Source organism: Sodaliphilus sp. (assembly GCF_045598405.1).
Lineage (GTDB): Bacteria > Bacteroidota > Bacteroidia > Bacteroidales > Muribaculaceae > Sodaliphilus > Sodaliphilus limicaballi.
In genome coordinates this window covers 20,321-40,047 of the sequence record NZ_JAZLLZ010000004.1, presented here as the reverse complement: position 1 = coordinate 40,047, position 19,727 = coordinate 20,321, and the positions used below count along the sequence as shown (strand labels likewise).

16 protein-coding genes are annotated in these 19,727 nt (G+C 53.2%); 7 read left to right on the top strand and 9 right to left on the bottom strand.

The features are described from left to right. Positions 1-550 precede the first annotated feature (550 nt). From ACKI3C_RS00290 to lepB, 3 genes are all read right to left on the bottom strand, one after another. Positions 551-1,798 (bottom strand): peptidase U32 family protein, encoded by a 1,248-nt coding sequence (locus ACKI3C_RS00290; protein ID WP_407401001.1) that lies wholly within the window; start codon positions 1,796-1,798, stop codon positions 551-553. A gap of 66 nt (positions 1,799-1,864) precedes the next feature. Further along, positions 1,865-2,491: a WbqC family protein gene (locus ACKI3C_RS00285; RefSeq protein WP_407401000.1), complete on the bottom strand. Its 627-nt coding sequence runs from the start codon at positions 2,489-2,491 to the stop codon at positions 1,865-1,867. A 97-nt stretch (positions 2,492-2,588) separates the two neighbouring features. Beyond that, positions 2,589-3,935: a signal peptidase I gene (gene lepB, locus ACKI3C_RS00280; protein WP_407401003.1), complete on the bottom strand. Its 1,347-nt coding sequence runs from the start codon at positions 3,933-3,935 to the stop codon at positions 2,589-2,591. A 464-nt stretch (positions 3,936-4,399) separates the two neighbouring features. Here lepB and ACKI3C_RS00275 point away from each other — a divergent pair, with 464 nt between their 5' ends. Beyond that, positions 4,400-4,978, top strand: a complete 579-nt coding sequence (locus tag ACKI3C_RS00275) for a non-canonical purine NTP diphosphatase (RefSeq protein WP_407400999.1) — start codon at positions 4,400-4,402, stop codon at positions 4,976-4,978. A gap of 233 nt (positions 4,979-5,211) precedes the next feature. On the opposite strand, the gene ACKI3C_RS00270 is transcribed toward ACKI3C_RS00275, so the two are convergent. The 6 genes from ACKI3C_RS00270 to ACKI3C_RS00245 all read right to left on the bottom strand — a co-directional run bounded on the left by ACKI3C_RS00270 (position 5,212) and on the right by ACKI3C_RS00245 (position 11,529). Further along, positions 5,212-5,718, bottom strand: a complete 507-nt coding sequence (locus ACKI3C_RS00270) for a dihydrofolate reductase (protein ID WP_407400998.1) — start codon at positions 5,716-5,718, stop codon at positions 5,212-5,214. A 125-nt stretch (positions 5,719-5,843) separates the two neighbouring features. After that, positions 5,844-6,638 carry a thymidylate synthase gene (locus ACKI3C_RS00265; RefSeq protein ID WP_407400997.1) on the bottom strand — a complete coding sequence of 265 codons (795 nt, stop codon included), beginning with the start codon at positions 6,636-6,638 and terminating at the stop codon, positions 5,844-5,846. Between the two features lie 18 nt (positions 6,639-6,656). Further along, entirely contained in the window at positions 6,657-6,725 is a 69-nt protein-coding gene (locus tag ACKI3C_RS00260; RefSeq protein WP_407401002.1) for a hypothetical protein, read from the bottom strand. Continuing rightward, complete coding sequence (locus ACKI3C_RS00255) at positions 6,722-7,786, bottom strand: leucine-rich repeat domain-containing protein (protein WP_407400996.1); 1,065 nt, start codon at positions 7,784-7,786, stop codon at positions 6,722-6,724. The genes ACKI3C_RS00260 and ACKI3C_RS00255 overlap by 4 nt, the downstream gene beginning before the upstream one ends. Before the next feature lie 362 nt (positions 7,787-8,148). Then, positions 8,149-9,342, bottom strand: a complete 1,194-nt coding sequence (locus tag ACKI3C_RS00250; RefSeq protein ID WP_407400995.1) for a pyridoxal phosphate-dependent aminotransferase — start codon at positions 9,340-9,342, stop codon at positions 8,149-8,151. 525 nt (positions 9,343-9,867) lie between these two features. After that, entirely contained in the window at positions 9,868-11,529 is a 1,662-nt protein-coding gene (locus tag ACKI3C_RS00245) for a nucleoside kinase (protein WP_407400994.1), read from the bottom strand. Between the two features lie 453 nt (positions 11,530-11,982). Here ACKI3C_RS00245 and rsmH point away from each other — a divergent pair, with 453 nt between their 5' ends. From rsmH to murD, 6 genes are all read left to right on the top strand, one after another. After that, complete coding sequence (gene rsmH / locus ACKI3C_RS00240) at positions 11,983-12,891, top strand: 16S rRNA (cytosine(1402)-N(4))-methyltransferase RsmH (RefSeq protein ID WP_407400993.1); 909 nt, start codon at positions 11,983-11,985, stop codon at positions 12,889-12,891. A 13-nt stretch (positions 12,892-12,904) separates the two neighbouring features. Beyond that, positions 12,905-13,258, top strand: a complete 354-nt coding sequence (locus tag ACKI3C_RS00235) for an FtsL-like putative cell division protein (RefSeq protein WP_407400992.1) — start codon at positions 12,905-12,907, stop codon at positions 13,256-13,258. Then, positions 13,255-15,348 carry a penicillin-binding protein gene (locus ACKI3C_RS00230; protein WP_407400991.1) on the top strand — a complete coding sequence of 698 codons (2,094 nt, stop codon included), beginning with the start codon at positions 13,255-13,257 and terminating at the stop codon, positions 15,346-15,348. The genes ACKI3C_RS00235 and ACKI3C_RS00230 overlap by 4 nt, the downstream gene beginning before the upstream one ends. 82 nt (positions 15,349-15,430) lie before the next feature. After that, positions 15,431-16,882, top strand: coding sequence for a UDP-N-acetylmuramoyl-L-alanyl-D-glutamate--2,6-diaminopimelate ligase (locus ACKI3C_RS00225; RefSeq protein ID WP_407400990.1), 1,452 nt, complete (start codon positions 15,431-15,433; stop codon positions 16,880-16,882). 137 nt (positions 16,883-17,019) lie between these two features. Next, the gene (mraY, locus tag ACKI3C_RS00220) at positions 17,020-18,282 is read left to right on the top strand and encodes a phospho-N-acetylmuramoyl-pentapeptide-transferase (protein ID WP_407400989.1); all 1,263 of its coding nucleotides are present in this window, start codon (positions 17,020-17,022) and stop codon (positions 18,280-18,282) included. An 84-nt stretch (positions 18,283-18,366) separates the two neighbouring features. Further along, positions 18,367-19,707: a UDP-N-acetylmuramoyl-L-alanine--D-glutamate ligase gene (gene murD, locus ACKI3C_RS00215; protein ID WP_407400988.1), complete on the top strand. Its 1,341-nt coding sequence runs from the start codon at positions 18,367-18,369 to the stop codon at positions 19,705-19,707. Positions 19,708-19,727 lie beyond the last annotated feature (20 nt).

Genomic DNA, 19,727 nt, shown 5'->3' with positions numbered 1-19,727 from the left:
AACCACCAAGCACAAAAATGTGCCTGGCTACCTTCTTTTTGCCCAAGCTCACGCAAAAAACGGCAAAAACAACGCCAAATGGCGTAAAAAACGTTAAATTACACTCAATTTATTTGGATTTCAACATAGAAGACACAGAGGTCACAGAGATTGTATCCTCCTATCTAAATAGACCACAGATTAACCAGATTTTTTTCTTTAGGGAATTCTTGCCGAGATTAAACAGATGGCAAAACGCAATGTACCCAAAAAGTAACAAAAGCAATCTGGTTAATCTGAAATATAATTCCCTTATTTCTGGTTAATCTGTGGTCTCTTGACAAAAGAACAAAAGAAATAATTTTTAGTTGATTTTTAGTCAATTTCAAGCGCAGCGCCCTTTTTTTACTGAGGCGATCTGAATAGGTGATGGCGCTACGCTTGAAATAAACTGAAAATAAACATAAAATATAATCTCTGTGCCCTCTGTGTTTCTGTGGGAAATAGAAAAAATCTGTTTAATCTGCTTTTCTATGATATCCTCCCCGAGAGGAAAATAATCCCTGATTTTCTACTCGTTGCCTGTGGGCTTCCAGACGAATAGTTTGTCGCTGGGGCGTATCTTGGCATCGGTCTTGATAGAGAAATGTTCGCCCTTGACGGCTTTCTCCACGGGCTTGAGATCCACCCTTATCTCCTCCACAGTGGTGATAACAGCGCCTGTGGTGGGGCCTGTGATGACAATCTCGTCACCCACCTTTACCTCGCCAGCCTCGACCAGGAACTCTGCCACGCCCAGCTTGCCGAAGTAGCGTATGCCCTTGGCGGCATACACCTTGACACGCGTTGCGCTTGAGCCATATTTCATGGTCCACTCGCCCAGTCGCTGACCCTGGTAGTAGCCGTCCCAGAATCCGCGGTTAAACACCATCTTCAGGCGCTCGTCCCAGCCGGCAACGAGTTTCTCGCTGTAGGTGCCGTCGATGATGCTTTCCAGCGCCTCATGGTAGCAGCTCACCACCGTGCGCACATACTCGGGACCGCGCGCACGGCCTTCGATCTTGAACACGCGCACGCCGGCATCGACCATCTTGTTGAGGAAATGGATAGTTTTGAGGTCCTTGGGCGACATGATGTACTTGTTCTCGATGTCGAGCTGGTTGCCCGTCTCACGGTCGGTCACGGTGTAAGAACGGCGGCATATCTGGCGGCAAGCGCCGCGGTTGGCGCTATATCCGCTCTCGGCAAGGCTCAAGTAACACTTGCCCGACACTGCCATGCACAACGCGCCGTGGCAGAACATCTCGATGCGCACCGGCTCGCCGTGAGGGCCACGCACGTCGTCGTTCACTATGGTGTCGTGGATGCCGCGCACCTGGTCCATGTTGAGCTCGCGCGCCAGCACCACCACGTCGGCCATCTGTGAGTAGAACTTCACCGCCTCGCTGTTGCTCACGTTCACCTGGGTGGAGATGTGCACTTCCACGCCCGTGCTGCGCGCATAGAGGATGGCGGCCATGTCGCTGGCTATGATGGCGCTCACGCCTGCCTGCTTGGCCGCGTCGATGATGCGGTGCATGTAGTCCACGTCGCCGTCATAGATGATGGTGTTGACTGTGAGATAACTCTTCATGCCGTGCTCGTGGCACCATTGCGCTATGGTGTGCAAGTCGTCGATGCTGAAGTTCACGCTCGAGCGTGAGCGCATGTTCAGACCCTCGATGCCGAAGTAGATAGCATCGGCCCCACCTTGCCAAGCGGCGGTGAGCGATTCCCACGAGCCCACAGGGGCCATTATCTCAAAGTCTTTTCTATCCATAGTTGTTTTATTATTCTTTCGTTACTAGCGTTATTGACGTTATTAACGTTAACGATATTTACGTTACTATCGCTCTGTTTTATTCATTTTCATCAGTGTGATGATGCCCTCGTGGCCGGTGTTCATGAGCAGGTCCAGGATGCTGAGCCCGGGCAGGAAGCCATGTCTTTCTTGCCACACCTGGTAGTAAGGGACGTCCACGATGGGCAGGCGGTCGGGCTTCTTGGTGCCTATCTTGCCACGCAGGTCCGTTGCCCCATGGGCGTCGATGTCGCAAGCGCGGGTCATCTCCACCGGCAAGTCCATGAAGTCGATGACGAGCTGCTGCATCTGCTCGTTGTAGTCGAGCAGCCACTGCTGATGACCCATGACGATGGCCTCAAGGTCGGGGGCGATGTAGTCGAAGTAGGGCGAGCGGCCGTAGGCCGAGAACAAAGCGCCCCAGTGCAGCCTGCGCCATGAGGCATGCTCGCTGATGCGCACGTCGCTCATGGGCACGGGCATAGCATTAGTCTCACCCACCAGCGGCACGGTGAGCTGCTGCACACCGTTAGGCCCTGCTATTGCATAGCGGTGATGGCTGTGCCGCAGCGGCAACCGCACCTCGGCGGTATCCACAGCCACAACTCCAGCCTCCACGCACGCCGCATAATAGCGCACACTGCCAGCACACATGCTACCCGTCAGTATCATACTTCTAGATGAGAGATAAGAGATGAGAGATAAGAGATGAGAGATTAGAGATAAGAGATTAGAGAATAAACTCTTAAACTCTTAAACTCTTAAACCTTTACTTCTTATCCGGATTAGGAGTCTTGAAGATGCGGTTCCAGCGCACGCCCAGGCCTCGCTTGTCCTTGTCGAAGGAGATGAGCACGATGTGCGGCGTGCCGATGATGTGATCCTCGGGAACGAATCCCCAGAAGCGCGAGTCGAGCGAGTTGTCGCGGTTGTCGCCCATCATCCAGTAGTAGTCCATCTTGAACGTATAGGTCGTTGTCTCCTTGCCGTTGATGTATATCTTGCCCTCCTTCACCTCGAGCGTGTTGCCCTCGTAGTTCTTGATGCAACGCTCATACTTGGGCAGATTCTCCATGGTGAGGTGCAGCGTCTTGCCCTTCTTGGGAATCCAGATGCGGCCCATGTTGTTATGGGTCCAGCCGTAGTTTTGTCCCACGGGGAACGAGATCACGTTCTCGGTGGTCACGTCGAGATGCTGGTCGGTGATGCGCTCCACGGTCTTCACCCAGGGGTAAGACTTGAGCTGTGCCACCATGTCCTTGGTGAGAGGCAGCTCGTAGAACTGCCCGTTGAAGCCACGGTCGTCCACGCTCACGCCCAGCTCGTCAAATGTCTCATCGCTGATGGCGGTGCCGTCGGTAACCACGATGTAGTTGAACTGCACGTTCTCGGGCTCGTCGAGAGCCTTGCCGTCGATATACACCACGCCGTCCTTCATCGAGAACCACTCGCCAGGCAGACCCAGGCAGCGCTTCACATAGGCGTCGCGGCGGTCAACGGGGCGATATATCACCTCGCCAAACATGTCGCGGTTGCTGTTCACAACCTCACGACCCCTTATCTGCACCAGCGTGTAGTAGTCGGGGTTGGGGCAGTTGAGGGCCACAGTGTCGCCCGCGGGGAAGTTAAACACCACGATGTCGCCGCGCTCCACGCTGCGCACGCCATTGAGGCGGTGATAGTCGAGCTGCGGGGTCTCAAAGTAAGACTTGCAGTTCAAGAACGGTATCATATTCTGGCACACGGGTATGTGCAGCGGTGTTTGAGGCACGCGCGGACCATAAACCATCTTGTTCACCCACAGGAAGTCGCCGGTGAGCAGCGTCTTCTCGAGCGATGACGACGGAATAGTGAAGTTCTGGCCCACGAAGGAGAACAGGAAATAGACGAGCACCATCGCATACACGATAGCGTCAATCCAGCTGAACACCTTGCGCACGGCATTATTCTTGATGCCCTTCCACCAGGTGTAAGGGATGAACTGCGTGAGGTAGATGTCGGCCAGCAGGAACCACGCCAGCGCAACCCACCAGTTGCCCAGCCAGAAAACCCACACAAAGAAAATCACCGACACGATGCCAAATCGTGCCCAGCGCGTAGGTTTCACGCGTCCCAAGCGTTCCTTGAGACTTCCAGTTTGAGGGTTGTATCCGTTAGCTTTTTTATCAGAAGTTTTGCTCATAATTCAATGTTTAGATTGTTTATCATGCGAAATTAGTGATTTTTCACGACATAGCACTAATTTTTTAGCCACAGAATACACCCGCAGAGCAGATTTTTTATCTCCCCATATCTCCCACAGAAGCCCAGAGGCCACAAAAACGACATAAGGGAAACTACAGATTACACAGAAATTATATTTTCAGACAGAAGAAATCATTCTAATTATTTTAATTTGATGGAGGTTCGCTCGGTTCTGAAAATTTCAATCTGTGTCATCAGTGAGATCCGCGCGGGGTGTCCGTGAAAATCTATTGGCGTATAGTTACAAAATTTGTGTTGTTCACACTTTTTGGGGCGAGTTTCGTCTTTTAGATAAATTTTCGTTACCTTTGTAACTGAATTAAAATAAAATACTGCATGAAGAAGATTGTTTTTGCTACTAATAATGCCCATAAGCTGCAGGAGTTGAGGCAGATTGTGGGCGGACGCATGGAGGTGCTGTCGCTGGCCGACATCGGTTGCGACGTTGATATCCCTGAAACCGCCGACACGCTCGACGGGAATGCGCTCATGAAGGCGCAGTTCATTAAGGAACACTACGGCCTGGACTGTTTCAGCGACGACACAGGCCTTGAGATTGATGCCCTGGGCGGGGAGCCGGGGGTGTATTCGGCCCGCTATGGCGGGGTGGCCCACGACAGCGAGCGCAACATGGACAAGGTGCTCACGAAGATGCAGGGCGTGACCGAGCGGTCGGCACGCTTCCGCACCGTGATTGCCCTGATCGAGGGTGACCGCGTGAGCACGTTTGAGGGCAAGGTGGAGGGTACTATCCTCACCGAGCGCCATGGCGAAGAGGGCTTCGGCTACGACCCAATCTTTGCTCCGGTCGAGGGCGACGGACGCACCTTTGCCCAGATGACTGGCGAGGAGAAGAATGCCATCTCTCACCGCGGCCGCGCCACCGCAGCGCTGGTGAAACACCTGCTAGGGTGAAATTAACCTTTTTGCTCCGATTAGCGTCCTGCCGGACGCATACAATTGCATACGTTATACCCCCACCGCCACTATGTCCGGCGGTGGGGGTTCGCTGTCCGCGGCACCGGCTTCGCCGACTTGCCGCTGCTCACTTTGCCGAGCTCGCTTCGCTCGGTTAGGCGGTGGGGGTTGTTTAGATATCATCCTACTGGACAATGAATTAGCATCATTTATTTTACAACCGGGGAGGATTAGCGGCGTTTTAGGGTGACAAATGTGTAGGGGTATGGGTTGCGGTCGTCGGGGGCATGGTGCTCGCTGTCAACCTCTTGCCATTCGTCGGGATTGATGGCCGGGAAATGGGCATCGGCCTCTTCAAAGGTGTGGTGGATGCGGGTGAGATATAGCGTTGTCACCATGTGGAACATGCCGGCATAGACTTGGGCACCGCCTATCACAAACAACTCTCCGGGCATGGTGGCGCTGGCCACTGCCTCGTCGAAGCTGTGCACCATGGTCACGCCCTCGGGGGCATAGTCGGGGTTGCGTGAGATGACAATGTTCTGCCGCCCGGGAAGCGGCCCCTTGGGGAACGACTCGAGCGTGTGGCGGCCCATCATGATGGAGTGCCCCATGGTGATGTTCTTGAAGTGTTTGAGGTCGGCCGGCAGGTGGCACAGCAGCCCGCCCTTGTTGCCTATGGCACCACGCTCGTCGATGACGACAATGGCACTGATTTCACGTCCTTCTTCGGTCATTTTTTTATAGGATTTTTTTATAGGAGATATAGCCTATATAGCCTATATAGCCTATATAGGGTTAAACTTTTAAACTTTTAAACCTTTAAACTTTTAAACCTCTAAACTTTTAAACCTTTATAAAACTACACGCTTACTTGGCCTTTGATGGGGGGGTGGGGGTCGTAGCCTTCGAGGGTGAAGTCTTCATACTTGAAGTCCATCAGGTCTTTCACTTCGGGGTTGAGCTTCATCACGGGCAGCTTGCGTGGCTCGCGGGTGAGTTGCAGCTTCACTTGGTCGAAGTGGTTGCGGTAGATGTGGGTGTCGCCAAAGGTGTGTATGAAGTCGCCTGGCTTGAGTCCTGTGACCTGTGCTACCATCATGAGCAACAGGGCATAAGAGGCGATGTTGAAGGGCACGCCCAGGAAAAGGTCGGCGCTGCGCTGGTAGAGTTGCAGGCTCAATCGTCCGTCGGCCACGTAGAACTGGAACAGCGAGTGGCAGGGGGGCAGTGCCATGCGGTTGACCTCGGCCACATTCCATGCGCTCACGATGTGGCGGCGTGAGTTGGGGTTGTTCTTGATGTCCTCTACCACCTTGGCAATCTGGTCGATGGTACCTCCCTCATAGTCGGGCCATGAGCGCCACTGGTGACCATACACAGGACCCAGTTCGCCGTTCTCGTCGGCCCACTCATTCCATATCCTCACGCCGTGTTCCTGCAGGTAGCGCACGTTAGTGTCGCCCTTGAGGAACCATAGCAGTTCATAGATTATTGACTTGAGGTGCACTTTCTTGGTGGTGAGCAAGGGAAATCCTTCCTCCAGGTTGCACCGCAGCTGGTAGCCGAACACGCTGCGAGTGCCGGTGCCGGTGCGGTCCTCCTTGAGAGTGCCGTTTTCCATCACATGCTTGACGAGATCGAGATATTGTTTCATGTAGTATATATTACTGTTTTATTTACCTAGAATTTCATTTGTAACCTCGTTGAGGTCGGTTATATCGATGGTTCCGTCACGGTTCACGTCGTCACGGTGGTGCTTGTCGGTGCTGCGGCCAGTATCATGTTGATGAGGCGGTTAGCATCGCTCACGCCGGTTACCTTGTCGCCGTTGACATCACTCAAGGGGAAGGGCGAATACTCGTCGGTAATTCCTATAAACCTGTCCCATCCGGCCTCATTCTTGTAGGCGCCAACGCATCCCTTGGGAACATACAGCTGTGCGTGGTAATACACATCGGCATCAAAGTCAGAATCTGGGCGTATGGGAGTTGTCATGCGGCATTCAATGTCGGCGAGGCCTTTGCAACCATAAAAGCCAGACAATGTGGTAAGAGTCGAAGGCAGTGAAATAACTTTCAAGTCGTTACAACCCACAAAAGCATTACCAAGTTCGGTAATGCCCTCGGGCAGATACAAAATGCGCACGCCAGAGAATGAAAAGGCACTATTATTAATCTTGCGCAGGCTTGTGGGAAGATTTGTTATTTGCTTGAAGGCTTTACAATAACCAAACGCATTGTTTTCTATCTCCTTAAGGCTTGAAGGCCACTCGACATGTGTCAAGGCAGAACACTCATAGAAATTGAAACTTTCGATCTTTTCGATCGAGTTAGGCAAGGCAATGCTCTTGAGAGATGTGCATGACCGAAAAGCACTCATCCTAATCTCTTTGACAGAGTTAGTCATAGAAATGTCTTCAAGCGAGGTGCATCCTTGAAAACACCAGGCGTCCACTGACCACACACCGTCGAGTAAGGTCACTTTCTTGAGGCTGGTACAATTCAGATACGCGCCAGAGGATACCGATGTAACCGAACCGGGGATAGTTGCCGAAATCAGTTCGGTGTTATTCTCAAATGCTGAACCAGAAATATATTTCACTGGCAGAGTCTGTCCGTTATAGGTAATCTCGGCGGGAACGACAAGGTTCTTGGTACCCGGCTCGCATCCTATAACAGAGGCCGAGCCGTTAGACCCAGTGTAAGTTCGATACTTAATGGCGTTGATTGTAACCTCGTCGGCAAGCATTGCGCTCCATGACATGATTGCGCAGGCAACGAATAGTAATATTTTTTTAGTCATAATAGTATCTCGAATTTATTTGTTTCGGTTTTTGAAACAAATTGTTTAATATGTGCACAAAGATAATTCTTTTTGTTGAGAAATGAAAGATACTAGCACTTGTTTTTTCATCTATGGCGGGTTCTATTAATTCTGAAATAAGTTAATTGATTATTTCGGCCGCTTTTGAGCCTGTTTTGGTATCTTTTTGACATTCAGTCACAAAGCCCGCTTCGCTCCCTCTTCATGCCAAAAATCTACTCAAAACATATCTCAAAATCGCCTCGACATAATTTATAGAACCCGCCTTATAGTGACAATAAAGCAACGCGGCGGGGGCACATTGATTGTGTCCTCGCCGTGTTATTAGGTTGAAAAACGGTTTATTTCTTGTTGTAAGCCTCGAGTGCTTTTTCCAGCACGATGAGTGCGCGCTTGAGGTCGTCGATCTTGAGCACGTAGGCCATTCTCACCTGGTTCTTGCCTGCGCCCTTTGTTGCGTAGAAGCCGGTAGCGGGAGCCATCATCACGGTCTCGCCCTCGTAGTTGAACTCTTCAAGGCACCACTGGCAGAAGGCGTCGCTGTCATCGACGGGAAGCGACACCACGGTGTAGAATGCGCCCATGGGCATGGGTGAGTAAACGCCGGGGATCTTGTTCAGGCCTTCCACGAGACAGTTGCGGCGAGCGATATACTCGTCATAGACGGCTTTGTGGTATTCCTGGGGGGTGTCGATCGATGCCTCGGCAACAACCTGGCCAATGAGCGGTGGGCTGAGTCGTGCCTGGGCAAACTTGAGCACAGCAGCACGCACAGCCTCGTTGCGGGTGATGAGTGCGCCGATGCGGATGCCGCACTCGCTGTAGCGCTTCGACACCGAGTCGATCATCACCACGTGGTCCTCGATGCCCTCGAGGTGCATAGCGCTCACATAGGGGGTGTCGCTATATACATACTCGCGGTAAACCTCGTCGGCAAAGAGATACAGGTCATATTTCTTCACCAGGTCGCGCAGCTGCTCGAGTTCCTCGCGGGTGTAGAGAGTGCCGGTGGGGTTGTTGGGGTTGCATATCATGATGGCGCGTGTGCGCTCGTTGATAACCTTTTCAAAGTCCTCGATGCTGGGCAGCGCGAACCCGTCCTCGATGTGTGTGGTGATGGTGCGCACCACTGCCCCGGTCTCGCAAGCGAAGCCCATGTAGTTGGCATAAGCGGGCTCTGGGATGATGATTTCGTCGCCGGGGTTGAGGCAAGCCATGAAGGCAAACTGCACAGCCTCGCTGCCGCCGCATGTCACGATGATGTCGTCGGGGGTGAGGTTGATGTTGTATTTAGCGTAGTAGCCCACCATCTTCTCTCGGTAAGACTGGTAGCCCTGCGAGGGTGAGTATTCCAGCACGGCGCGGTCCACAGTCTTGAGCGCGTCAAGTCCCTCTTGGGGAGTGGGAAGGTCGGGTTGACCGATGTTGAGATGGTAAACTTTCACGCCGCGTTGCTTGGCTGCCACTGCATAGGGAGCCAACTTGCGGATGGGAGATGCGGGCATGTCGATGCCACGCTGAGCAATCTTAGGCATAAATAAATTTAGTTTTAGGTTTATCTTGGAGTGGGTTTTATAGAGCCCACATTAATATATTTGCATGGCAGCTATACACCAGTAGAGCTTTTTGCGGACTCCCCGCGCAGATTTCACGGATAACGCAGATTTAATAATAACTGAAAGAAATTAAAATAATTAGAATAATATTTCTTTTTCAGTTAAGTCAGAGATCTGTTGTTAATTTTTTCGTGAGACCGTGAGATCTGCGCGGAGGATATTACCCAAAATACCATTGGCGAATAGTTACTTTTGCATGCGAAATTACACAAAATTTCTAAACGACACAAGTTTTTTGGCTTGTGAAATGCTTATTAACTCAACTTTAGCATGTAAAACCATTTGAGCCTCACCTATTTGATCCGATTAGCGTCCTGCTGGACGCGGTGCTTCTTGCATTTCTTTCCCCCACCGCCACTTCGTTCGGCGGTGGGGGTTATTTAGGTATTGTCCTGCCGGACAATAAATTAGCAATATTTATTATCAAATGCTAAAGTTGAGTTATTAATATGTGAAAGACGAGCCGCCCAGGAATTCTCGCAACAGCGATGTGCTGGGGATGTCTTTCTCATCGAGGGGCTCGAAGTAGTTGAGGAACTTGAGCAGCCTGTGAGCCTCGGCATACTCTGGCGAGTTGACGGGCACCTGGCGCAGCACAGGCTCGGCGTGCATCTTCATCACCGCAAGCTCGAAGATGAGCGACGAGTTGAAGGTGGCGTCGGCATTCTCCTGGAAGGGATAGATCCACTTGTCCTCGCCACGGCGCACGCTAGCCCAGCGGGCAATGGTGCTCTGGGCGTTGCTGCCGCGATACTTGTTGTCGCGCACGATGCGGCGCAGCAGGCGGTTGTCGCTGGTGGGGATCCAGTTGTGGTCGTCAATGCTCAACGTGGTGAGGGCGCTCACATAGAGGCGGAACTTCTGCTCCTCGGGAATCTGCTTGGTGAGCTCGGGGTTGAGGCCGTGTATGCCCTCGATGAGGAGTATGTTGTTCTTCTCGAGCTTGAGTGTGTTGCCGCGGTACTCACGGCTGCCGGTGGTGAAGTTATAGGTGGGCATAGCCACTTCCTCACCGGCGAGCAGGCGCGTGAGGTCGCTGTTGAACAGCTCCAGGTCGAGCGCATAGAGCGACTCGTAGTCGTAGTCGCCACTCTCGTCGCGCGGAGTCTTGTCGCGGTTAACGAAGTAGTTGTCCAGCTCTATTACCTTGGGCATGATATAGTTAGTCACCAGCTGGATAGCCAGTCGCTTGCTCGAAGTGGTCTTTCCGCTCGACGACGGTCCTGCGATAAGCACCACACGTGCGCCGCCAGCCTGGTAACGCTTCGCTATCTCGTGGGCTATGGCGGCAAACATCTTGTTGTGCAGCGCCTCGGCCACGTTGATGAGCATGGGCGCCTTCTTCTCCCTGATGGCCTTGTTGAGTATTCCCACGTCGCCAAGGCCTATGATATCGTTGAAAGCCACATAGTCGGTAAACGCCTTGAACATCTTGGGTTGCTTCTCGGCCACAGCAGGCTGCATGTCCTTGTCGGGGGCAAGCAGTATCATGCCGCTCTCGTAGGGCAGCAGGTCAAATGACGTGAGCATGCCGGTGCGAGGCACTAGCGGGCCATAGAAAGCGTCGGCCAGATTGTCGAGGGTGTAGTAGGTGTAATAGAAATCTTTGCAGGTAGAGAGCACGCGCACCTTGTCGTTGAGCCCTTGCTCCTCAAATAGGCGTGCCACATCCTGTGTGGGTTCTTCGTGACGCACCAGCGGCAGGTCCTGCGCAATGATTTCCTGCATGTGGGCCTTGAGCGCCGCCACCATAGAGGCGTCGAGAGTGGCATGCTCGTGCTTGATGCGGCAGTAGTAACCGCCCTTGAGCGAATGCTCAATGCGCAGGCGCTTGCCAGGATAGAGGTCGGTAATGGCCTTGTAGAGAACCATGCACAGCGAGTGCACATAACAGCGCGCTCCGGCAGGATGGCTGTAGTCCAGGAACTCGACCTGTTTGGGGCTGTAGATATTGAAAGACAGGTCCACAACCTTGTTATTAACCAACGCACACAAGGGCTGCATGTCAAGCTCAAGCACGCCCAGAACGTCGAGCAACGAGTCGCCTCCATTCACAGCAACATATTCTTGTGTATTCTTGCAAAAGATTTTTATACTGTTGTTCATCGTTGAATAGTTTTTTTGGTTACAGGTCGTAAAGTTAGTAATATTTTTTTTATATTAATCCTTTTAGCCGAAAATTAACCACATCTTAACAAAACAGCATCATCCTTCTTCCTACTCTCTCCCACAGAAGGCACAAAGATCACAGAGGTTTTATTTTCAGAAATTAAATTAATTTTGCCATCACGGGGACTGTCCCTTTGATGGCATTTTCATGGGAGAAGAAAGGGAGAGAGTCGGGTAAAATGAGCGATATATTTACAAGTGTAAATGTGGGGGCGAAATATGTGCTTTTTCTTGTTTTCAGGGGGTGTTAAAAACTTTTTTTGCCTAAAATTAAAAAAATGGAATTTGGTTTTGTAAATTTTGAAAATAATTAGTAACTTTACACCCTAATTAAAAATAGAGCGAATTTAAAGGAATTAAAGCAACAAAGTTCAAACATCGTCAGTCACAATGGAACAACCAGTTTATCACATACCCGCATTGCTTGAAGAGTGCATGGAAGGTCTTGACATCAAGCCCGATGGCACCTATGTGGACGTAACATTCGGTGGCGGCGGCCATAGCCGTGCCATCATGCAGCGTCTGGGCGAGGATGGGCACTTGTATGGGCTGGACCAGGACATGGACGCCTGGGAGAACCGCATTGACGACCCCCGGTTTACATTTGTACACAGCAACTTTGCCTACCTCAAGAACTTCATGCGCTATCACGGCGTGGAAGGCGTGGACGGACTGCTTGCCGACCTGGGCGTGTCGTTCCATCACTTTGACGACAGCGAGCGCGGTTTCTCGTTCCGCTTCGACGGCCGCCTGGACATGCGCATGAACCGCAATGCCGAGACCGATGCCAGCCAAGTCATCGCCACCTACAGCGAGCAGCAGCTAGCCGACCTGCTCTACCTCTACGGCGAGCTCAAGCAGTCGCGCCGCATGGCCGCTGCCATCGTTAAGGCCCGCCGCTCGGCGAGCATCGAGACCACGGCCCAGCTGGCCGAGGTGGTGAGACCCTTCATCAAGCCCAACCAGGAGAAGAAGGAGATGGCCATGGTGTTCCAGGCGCTGCGCATCGAGGTGAACCGCGAGATGGACGTGCTCAAGCGACTGCTTCAATCGTCGCTCGACGTGCTCAATCCCGGCGGCAGGCTGGTGGTGATCACCTACCACTCGCTCGAGGACAGGCTTGTGAAGAACTTCATGCGCAGCGGCAACATCGACGGCAAGGTGGAGAAGGACTTCTATGGCCGCATCAATGCCCCGCTCAAGGCCGTGAACAACAAGGTGATCGTGCCTAGCGAGGACGAGGTGCTGCGCAACCCTCGCTCAAGAAGCGCCAAATTGAGAATTGCTACAAAGCTTTAAGGTGTGAAAGATTATGGAAACAGAGAAAAAACAAAATAAGAAGAAAGCCAGCCTCTGGAGCATGGCACGCGACATGCGCAAGGGCCGATTCCTGTCGGTGGAGTTTTTCAAGAAAAACTTGGTCTATATCGTCTTCATCATGGGCATGATCGTGATGTCTATAGCCAACAAGTATAAATGCATGACCTACAAGGACGAGGTGATGTCTCTGGAAAAACAGCGCGCCAGCATTGAGACCGACTGGGTCAACTCCAAGGCCAAATACAACTCTATGACCCGTGAGAGCCAGATGACGACACTCATGGACTCTATGCGACTTGACCTTACTTCACCCGAACAGCCACCTTATATTTTATCAACAAAATGAAAAAAAACACTACCAACAAACGCAACTTCATTTCGCGCTACCGCTTCTTTGTGGGAGCAATGCTGTTATTCGCATCTTGCATCGTGTTCAAGATGTTCAAGACCACTGTTGTATATGCCTCGGAATGGAACGACAAGGCCAACAAAGTGCTGACCAGGGTCGATTCCATCGCTCCCGTGCGCGGAAAAATCTATGCCGACAATGGGATGGTGCTTGCCACTAACATGCAGCTATACACCGCCCGCATCGACTGGAAAGCCACAGGCATCAAGCCCGACACGCTGCAGAAGTACCTTCCTGCCCTGTGCGACAGCCTGGCGGCATTTGACAAGGACAAAACACACACTGCCGAGTACTGGCAGACCGAATTGCTCACGTCTTACAAGAATTCAAAGGAAAAAGACGGAAAAAGATTTTACCGCCTGATGCGTGGCCTCACCGGACACGAGTTCAGCCGTCTGGCCTCTTTCCCCTACTTTAACAAAGGAAGTAACAAGTCAGGACTTATTTCCGACCGCGAGATAAAGCGCACCAAGCCCTTCGGAGCCATGGCATCGCGAAGCATAGGCGGCATGAAGCAAGACTCCACGGGCAACTGGCACGGCAGTTCGGGACTGGAATACGCGCTCGACTCGCTGCTCTTCGGCAAGAAAGGTGTCTCCAAGAAAGTGCAGCTCACCAACAAGATCGTATCGACCCCCGACGAGCCCGCCATCCCTGGCTACAATATCACCACCACCATCAATGTGGACATGCAGGATATCCTGGAGAACGAGCTCTACGACATGTGCAAGCTTGCCTGCGCCAAGTGGGCTACCGCCATACTCATGGAAGTGGCTACAGGCGAGATCAAGGCTATCTCTAACCTCACGCTCGACGATAAAACAGGCGACTATGTCGAGGGCACTAACAATGCCGTGATAGGCTATGAGCCCGGATCGGTGATCAAGCCCATCTCTATGATGGTGGCCCTTGAGGACGGCGTGGTGACCGGCCCCGACCACGTGTGGACCACCGGTGCCGTGTGGACCTATGCCGGCAAGACCATCAAGGACCCGCACTCGGCCCCCACACTCACCGCCGAGCAGATTATCGCTCGCTCGTCTAACGTGGGCATGTCGAAGATCATCGCATCAAAATATGGCAACAACCCCGACGGGTTCCGCCAGCGCCTGGAACAGATGGGCTTCTTCGAGCCGTTTAACTCTGGTATCGGCGGCGAGAGAGTGCCCGTGTTCAACAAGCTGGGCAACACCAATGCCGACCGCGTGGCTCTCACGCGCATGGCATTCGGCTACACAACACTCGTGCCGCCGCTGCGCACCCTCGCCATGTATAACGCCATTGCCAACGACGGCAAGTTTGTGCGTCCCCACCTGGTGAAGAAACTCTCGCGTGAAGGCGAGCCCGACTCGATTGTTCCCATTACCTACATACGCGAGCAGGTGTGCTCTCCCAAGAGCGCCCAGTCGCTGCGACAGATGCTCCATGCCGTGGTGTGGGACGACCATGGCACCGCCCACCGCTATCTGCAAGATGACAAGGTGGAGATTGCCGGCAAGACAGGCACAGCCTTTGTCACCGGCCCCGGCGGATATTCTAGCAGCGTCAAGCGATATGCCTTCTGCGGCTTCTTCCCCTACTCGGCGCCCAAGTACTCTTGCATGGTGCTCATGATGGGCTCAACAATGTCGGCAGCAGCCAGCAGCGGCGTCGTTCTCAAGAACACCGCGCTCAAGATGTATGCCCGCGGCATGCTTGGCAACGAGTCTAAATATGAAATAGAGGTCGATGCCAAGGACAACCCCAAGAAGGCTCCACAGGCCAGCGCTTTGCTCTACTCCGACGGCGCTAACGTAGTGAAGAACAAGCTGGGCATCACCAAATCGAAGACTCTGCGTGAGCCATCACAGCCCAAGAGCGGCGTTCCCAACGTGGTGGGAAAGAGCCTGCGCGAGGCTCTCGACCTGCTTGAAAAGAAGGGGCTCAACGTGCAGTTTGCCGGCACAGGATATGTGGTGCGGCAGAGTGTGGCGGCCGGCTCGGCCTACAAGCGTGGCGACCTGGTGACACTAGCGCTTAAACAGTGATTTTTTAAAGGTTTAAGAACGCTGCGGGGCGGCTATAGGAATTTAGGACTTTAAATATATAGGATTTTTAGAAATAAGATAAATGAAGAAACTTGACACCTTATTATATAATGTGAACGTGTTGCGCACGGTGGGCGACCTTGCAGTTGAGGTTGCCGATGTGGTGCGCGACTCGCGCGCTGTGACACAGGGTGCTCTTTTTGTGGCTGTGAAGGGTGTGGCTGTTGACTCACACCAGTTCATTCCGGCAGTGATCGATGCCGGAGCCGTGGCTGTGGTGTGCGAAGACATGCCCGAGCACATCCAAGATGGCATCACCTACGTGCAGGTGGAAAACAGCATCGTGGCACTCGCCCGCATTGCCGGCGAGTGGTATGACCAGCCATCGCGCCGACTCAAACTGGTGGGCATCACCGGCACCAACGGCAAGACGACAACCGCTACCCTGCTCTATGACCTCACCCGTCGCATGGGCTACAAGGCCGGACTGCTATCAACGGTGAAAAACATCATCGACACCGTAGAGATACCTGCCCAGCAAACTACCCCCGACCACCTCACGCTCAACAGATTGCTGCACGAGATGGTTGAGGCAGGATGTGACTATGCATTCATGGAGGTGAGTTCGCACGCCTGCTCGCAGCACCGCATCGACGGATTGCAGTTTGCCGGTGCCGTGTTCTCCAACCTCACCCGCGACCATCTCGACTTCCACAAGACAGTGGAAAACTATATCGCTGCAAAGAAGATGTTCTTCGACATGCTTCCGCAAGATGCCTTTGCGCTTGTTAATATCGACGACAAGGTGGGCCAGGTGATGCTTCAGAACTGCGCCGCCACCCATCGCACCTACTCGCTGCGCGCCATGGCCGACTTCAAGTGCCGCGTGGTGGAGGAACGTCTCGACGGCACATCGCTCATCATCAACGGCAAGTCTATCGAAGTGATGTTCACCGGCCGTTTCAACGCTTATAACCTGTTGAGCGTATATGGCGCAGCGGTGCTCTTGGGATTTGACCCCGAGGAGGTGGCAGTGAACATGAGCCTGCTTCAGCCAGTGGATGGCCGTTTCCAGACCATACACTCTCCGCAGGGCTACACTGGTATTGTGGACTATGCCCACACCCCCGACGCTCTGGTCAATGTGCTCGACACCGTGCGCGACGTGATAGGCAAGGGTGGCAGCATCATCACCGTGTGCGGATGCGGCGGCAACCGCGATGCCGGCAAGCGTCCCATCATGGCACGAGAGGCAGCAAAGCGTAGCGACAAGGTGATCCTCACCAGCGACAATCCCCGCAACGAGGACCCCGAGCAGATTTTGCGCGAGATGCAGGCCGGACTCGACGAGGACGACCGCCACGTGCTCACCATCACCGACCGCCGCAGCGCCATCGCCACCGCTTGCATGCTTGCACAGCCGGGCGACGTGGTGGTACTGGCTGGAAAGGGACATGAGACCTATCAGGAAATCAACGGCGTGAAGCACCACTTCGACGACCGCGAGGAGCTCAAGAAGGCGATGGGGATTTAGTTAAAGGTTTAAAAGTTTAAAGGTTTAAGAGTTTAAAGGACGCTTCGCTTTAAGAACGCCGCGGGCGGCTATATGACTTTAAGACTTTAAGATATATTAGGAGGTTTGATTTAAAGAACTAAAACAATAATAACAATATGCTTTATCATTTGTTTCACGATTTTATCACAGCCGATGTTCCTGGAGCTCGACTGTTTGACTACATCACGTTCCGCTCGGGCTTTGCCCTGGTGCTGTCGCTGTTTATCGCTATCGTGATAGGTAGCCGCATCATCGACACACTCAAGGGCCGCCAGATGCACGACAAGGAACGTGCAGCCAACGAGGGTGGCAACGCATCAAAGCAGGGTACTCCCACCATGGGCGGTATCATTATCATCATCAGCATCCTCGTGCCCTGCCTGCTGCTGGGCAAACTCAACAATGTGTACATGCTGCTCATGATTGTTTCCACCATTTGGTGCGGCGCGCTGGGATTTGCCGACGACTACATCAAGGTGTTCCACCACAACAAGGAAGGCCTCAAGGGCAAGTTCAAGATCGTGGGCCAGGTGGGTCTGGGACTCATCGTGGCAGCAACCATGTACTTGAGCCCCGCTATCGTGATGAACGAGAATATCTCGGTCACCAACACGCAGACTAACGAGCTGGTGGTAAACCACAAGACCACAGCCGAGAAGGCAACCAAGACCACCATCCCGTTCATCAAGAACCACAACCTCGACTACTCGATGTTTTTCCGCTGGGCAGGTAAGCATGCGCAGACCGGAGGATGGATACTCTTCACCATTCTCACCATCCTCGTGGTGACAGCGGTGAGCAACGGCGCTAACCTCACCGACGGTATGGACGGCCTCGCTGCCGGCACCAGTGCAATCGCCGGACTGGCACTCGCCATCATGTGCTACCTGGGAGGCAACGTCATCTATGCCTCCTACCTCAACATCATGTATATACCCGACAGCAGTGAACTCGTGGTATATGCAGCCGCCTTCATAGGCGCTACCATAGGCTTCCTGTGGTATAACTCATTCCCGGCGCAGGTGTTCATGGGCGACACCGGCAGCCTGTGCCTGGGCGGCATCATCGGCGTCTATGCCATACTCATACGCAAGGAGTGGCTGCTGGTGATTCTGTGCGGCGTGTTCCTGATAGAGACCCTCTCGGTGATGCTTCAGGTGGGTTACAACAAGTATCACAAGCGCCGCTACGGCACAGGCAAACGCCTGTTCCGCATGACACCGCTGCACCACCACTTTGCCGCTAAGGAAGAAAGCATCAAGTGGGACTATGTGGTGCACCTCAAGAAACCTATCCACGAGAGCAAGGTGGTGATGCGCTTCTGCCTCATCGCAGTGTTCCTTGCGGTAATCACTTTTGTTACTCTTAAATTGAGGTAAAACTAGATAGCCTAGATAGCTTGAATAGCCTAGATAGCCTGAATAGCCTAGATAGCTTAATGACCTAAATATAAAAAAAATAATATGAAACGAATAGTAATTTTGGGTGGCGGTGAGAGTGGCGCTGGTGCAGCTGTGCTCGCTCATGTCAAGGGTATGGATGTGTTTTTGAGCGACATGGGTCACATTGCCCCTAAATATAAAGAACTTCTCGACAAATACAACATCGCGTGGGAAGAAGGACACCACACCGAGGAGAAGATCCTCAACGCCGACGAGATCATCAAGAGCCCCGGCATTCCCCTCACTGCGCCCCTCATCGTCAAGGCGCAGCAAGCAGGTATTCCCATCATCAGCGAGATAGAATATGCCGGACGCTACACCAACTCCAAGATGGTGTGCATCACCGGCAGCAACGGCAAGACAACTACCACCATGCTCACCCACCACATCTTCACCAAGGCCGGACTCGACACCGGACTGGCTGGCAATGTGGGCAACAGCCTCGCACTGCAGGTGGCAGTAGATCCGCACGACTACTACGTGATAGAATTGAGCAGTTTCCAGCTCGACAACATGTATGACTTCAAGGCCGACGTGGCTGTGCTGCTCAACATCACCCCCGACCACCTCGACCGCTACGACCACAAGATGGAGAACTATGCCGCTGCCAAGTTCCGCATCATGCAGAACATGACTGCTGCCGACTCGTTCATCTACTGGCAGGACGACCCCATCACCGCTGCCCACATGGAGCACGCGCAATGCGGCGCACAACTCATGCCCTTCACGGCCGTGGAGCCCAAGGGACAGTGCGCAGCGCGCTTGCAAGCAGGAGTGGTGACGTTTGATGCCGCTGGCAAGCAGTGGAGCATCGACCGCGACCGCCTGGCGCTCAAAGGCGTGCACAACCTGTATAACTCGATGGCGGCAGGTTTGAGCGCCACAATCATGGGTATCGACCCCGAAGTAATCAAGCAAGCGCTCGCCGACTTCCAGGCCGTGGAGCACCGACTCGAATTTGTGCGCACGCTCGACGGAGTGAACTGGATCAACGACTCGAAGGCTACCAACGTGAACAGCACATGGTATGCCCTCGACAGCATGACGCAGCCCGTGGTGCTCATCCTGGGCGGCAAGGACAAGGGCAATGACTACACCGAGATCGAGCAACTCGTCAAGGACAAGGTGCGCGCCCTCGTGTGCATGGGCGTTGACAACACCAAGCTGCATGCCTTCTTCGACGGCAAGGTGCCCGTGGTGGAGGACGCACGCAGCATCCAGGAATGCGTCGATAAATGCCGCGCGCTGGCTAGCGAAGGCATGACAGTGCTGCTGAGCCCCTGCTGCGCTAGCTTCGACCTGTTCAAGAGTTATGAAGACCGCGGACGCCAGTTCAAGCAGTGCGTGAACAACTTGAAATAAAACACACAACAACTACACAA